The organism is Burkholderia sp. Cy-637 (assembly GCF_011753175.1).
In the GTDB taxonomy this organism is placed as follows: domain Bacteria; phylum Pseudomonadota; class Gammaproteobacteria; order Burkholderiales; family Burkholderiaceae; genus Burkholderia; species Burkholderia gladioli.
In genome coordinates this window covers 1-3359 of sequence record NZ_VWWC01000318.1, presented here as the reverse complement: position 1 = coordinate 3359, position 3359 = coordinate 1, and the positions used below count along the sequence as shown (strand labels likewise).

3 protein-coding genes are annotated in these 3359 nt (G+C 72.2%); all 3 read left to right on the top strand.

Features of this window, described 5'->3' with window-relative positions; translation table 11 throughout:
* The first annotated feature begins 123 nt into the window (after positions 1 to 123).
* Positions 124 to 1155: a lipopolysaccharide heptosyltransferase I gene (waaC, locus tag F3J10_RS34945; RefSeq protein WP_161783284.1), complete on the top strand. Its 1032-nt coding sequence runs from the start codon at positions 124 to 126 to the stop codon at positions 1153 to 1155.
* A gap of 10 nt (positions 1156 to 1165) precedes the next feature.
* A complete protein-coding gene (locus tag F3J10_RS34940; protein WP_013696853.1) occupies positions 1166 to 2050 on the top strand; it encodes a Kdo hydroxylase family protein in 885 nt (294 codons plus the stop codon).
* A gap of 38 nt (positions 2051 to 2088) precedes the next feature.
* On the top strand, positions 2089 to 3359 hold a 1271-nt coding region (gene waaA, locus F3J10_RS34935; protein WP_167243990.1), incomplete at its 3' end, for a lipid IV(A) 3-deoxy-D-manno-octulosonic acid transferase.

The window sequence follows — 3359 nt, the reverse complement described above, 5'->3', positions numbered from 1 at the left end:
GGCCCCGGGCCGCGCGCCCGCCATGTTCGCCGGCGCCGCGCTCGACGGCCCCGGCCGCCGCATGTCCCCTCCCGCCGCTCCCGTTTACGGGATAAGCCCGCCGACGCGATAAAATCGCGTCTTTTGGTCCGTACCGGCCTTTCGTCGGTTTTTCTCAGCGTGCAAAAAATTCTGATCGTGCGCGTCTCGTCGCTCGGCGACGTCGTGCACAACATGCCGGTGATCGCCGATATCCACCGTCGCCACCCGGATGCCCAGATCGACTGGCTCGTCGAGGAAGGCTTCGTCGAGCTGGTGAAGCTGGTGCACGGCGTGCGCAAGGTGCTGCCGTTCTCGCTGCGGCGCTGGCGCAAGTCGCTCGGCAGCGCGCGGACCTGGCGCGAGATCCGCGCATTTCGCCGGCAGATCGCCGACGAGCATTACGACCTGGTGATCGACTGCCAGGGGCTGATCAAGAGCGCCTGGGTGGCGAGCTGGGCGCGCGGCCCGCTGACCGGCCTGGCCAACCGCACCGACGGCGCCGGCTACGAGTGGCCGGTGCGCTTCTTCTACCGCCGCCGCGTGCCGATCGCGCCGCGCACCCACGTGGTCGAGCGCACGCGCCAACTGGTGGCCGCGGCGCTGGGCGACCCGGCGCCGTCGCCCGACGACGCGCTCGATTTCGGTCTTGACACGCATCAGGCGGCGCGCGCGCTGGCGGCTGCCGACCTGAATCTTCCGGTACCGTACGTGGTCTTCGTCCACGCGACGTCGCGCGCCGACAAGCAATGGCCCGACGCCGCCTGGATCGAGCTCGGCCAGGCGCTGGTGCGGCGTGGCGCGTCGCTGGTGCTGCCCTGGGGCAGCGAGGCCGAACGCGCCACCAGCGAGCGGCTGGCCAGGGAGTTCGGCGCGGCCGCGATCGTGCCGCCCAGGCTGTCGCTGCCGGCCGTGGTGGGGCTGGTCGACGGCGCGGCGGCCACGGTCGGTGTCGATACCGGCCTCGTGCACATCGCGGCGGCGCTCAAGCGCCCGACGGTCGAACTGTACAATTTCGCCACCGCATGGCGCACGGGCGGCTACTGGTCGCCGAACGTCGTCAATCTCGGCACGGCCGGCGCGCCGCCCTCGCTGTCCCAGGTGAAGGGCGCGCTCGCGTCGTTCGGCCTCCTGTAACGGTGCGATCATGAGCGAATCCCAGATCCTCGAAGTCCTCTCGGCCGACTGGCACGGGCAGCAACTGTCGATGCCGCGCGAGCAGTTGCTCGCCGCCGTCGAGACCGGCAAGGTGCTGTATTTCCCGAACCTGCGCTTCGCCATCGAGGGCGGCGAGGAGGCCCTGCTCGATCCGGCGCTGGCCGATCCCAAGCGCAAGAACATCAGCCTCGCGCCGAACGGCGGCGCGGTGGCCGGCGTGCTCGGCGACGCGGTCACGCAGTCGGCCGTGCGCGCGCTGGTGGCGCGCTACCAGCAGCAGGCGGCCTCGCTGGTCGACGGCCTGTTCCCCGAGTATCGCGGCCGCATGCGCGTGGCGCCCACCAGCCTGCGGCTGCGCCAGGTCGAGACGCGCGAGAGCTCCTGGCGCAAGGACGACAGCCGCCTGCACGTCGATGCCTTTCCCTCGCGGCCGAACTACGGCGAGCGGATCCTGCGCGTGTTCAGCAACGTCAACCCGGCGGGCGTGCCACGCGTGTGGCGCGTCGGCGAGCCGTTCGAGGACGTCGCCCGGCGCTTCCTGCCGGGGATTCGCCCGCAGTTGCCGGGCGCGGCCTGGCTGCTGGAGCTGCTGCACGTCACCAAGTCCAGGCGCAGCGCCTACGATCACCTGATGCTGCACTTGCACGACGCGATGAAGGCCGACCTCGCCTACCAGCGGGACTGCCCGCAGCAGACCATGCCGTTCCCGCCCGGCAGCGTCTGGATCTGCTTCTCGGACCAGACTTCCCATGCCGTCATGTCGGGCCAGTTCATGATGGAACAGACCTTTTTCCTGCCGGTCGAGGCGATGGCGCGGCCGGATCGCGCGCCGCTCGGCATCCTCGAGCGGCTGCAGCAGCGCGCGCTCGTCTGAGCACGGCGCGCAGGCACGGAGCAAACCACGGTGGTGTCATGTTGAGAGCGGTGTATCGCGCGCTTTGGTGGATCGTCGCGCCCGCCGCGGTAGTGCGGCTGTTCTGGCGTTCGCGCAAGGAGCACGGCTATCGCGAGCATATCGGCGAGCGCTTCGGCCAGCTCGCGCCGGCCATGCGCGCGCGACGCGGGCCCGACGACGCGGCGCCGCTGATCTGGGTGCATGCGGTCTCGGTCGGCGAGACGCGCGCCGCGCAGCCGTTGATCGAGGCGCTGCTGGCCGCGCGGCCCGACGCGAAGCTGCTGCTCACCCACATGACGCCGAGCGGCCGCGCCACCGGCGAGCAGTTGTTCGGCGCGCGCGTGCTGCGCTGCTATCTCCCCTACGACATGCCGCACCTGGTGCGCCGCTTCCTGCGCGCCTGGCGGCCGACGCTCGGGCTGGTGATGGAGACCGAGGTCTGGCCCACGCTGATCGACGAGTGCCGTCGCGCCTCGGTGCCGCTGGTGCTGACCAATGCGCGCATGTCGGCGCGTTCGTTCCGGCGCGCCTCGCGTTTCGGCCCGGCGGTGCGCGAGGTGTTCGGCGGTTTCTCGCGGGTGCTGGCGCAAAGCCCGTCCGATGCCGAGCGGCTCGGCGCGCTCGGCGCGCGCAACCTGGCCGTGCTCGGCAACCTGAAGTTCGACATGAGCACGCCGCCGGAGCTGGCCGCGCGCGGCCGGGCCTGGCGCGAGGCGATCGGCTCGCGGCCGGTGTGGGTAGCGGCCAGCACGCGCGAGGGCGAGGAGGCGCTGGTGCTGCGCGCCTTCGCGGCGCTGAACACGCCGCATGCACTGCTGATCCTGGTGCCGCGTCATCCGCAGCGTTTCGACGAGGTCGCCGCGCTGGCCGCGCGCGAGGGGCAGGCGGTGCTACGCCGCTCGGCGCTGTGGGCGGCAGGCGCGGCGGCGGCGGGGCAGGCCCACGCGGCGCTGGCGGCCGACACCACGGTGCTGCTGGGCGATTCGATGGGCGAGCTCGGCGCCTATTACGCGGCGGCCGACGTGGCCTTCATCGGCGGCAGCCTGCTGCCGCTGGGCGGGCAGAACCTGATCGAGGCCTGCGCGGTGGGCGTGCCGGTGCTGATCGGCCCGCACGTGTTCAACTTCACGCAGGCCACGGCCGATGCGGTGGCGGCCGGCGCGGCCGCCCAGGTCCAGGATCCGGAAGATCTGGCGACGACGCTCGATGCGCTGTTCGCCGATCCGGCGCGGCGCACCGCGATGGGCGCGGCCGGCGCCGTGTTCGCCGCGCGCCATCGCGGCGCGAC

Bases quoted from the DNA above. Each gene is read 5' to 3' on its own strand.
- F3J10_RS34940 (WP_013696853.1), top strand. From the start codon at position 1,166: ATGAGCGAATCCCAGATCCTCGAAGTCCTCTCGGCCGACTGGCACGGG.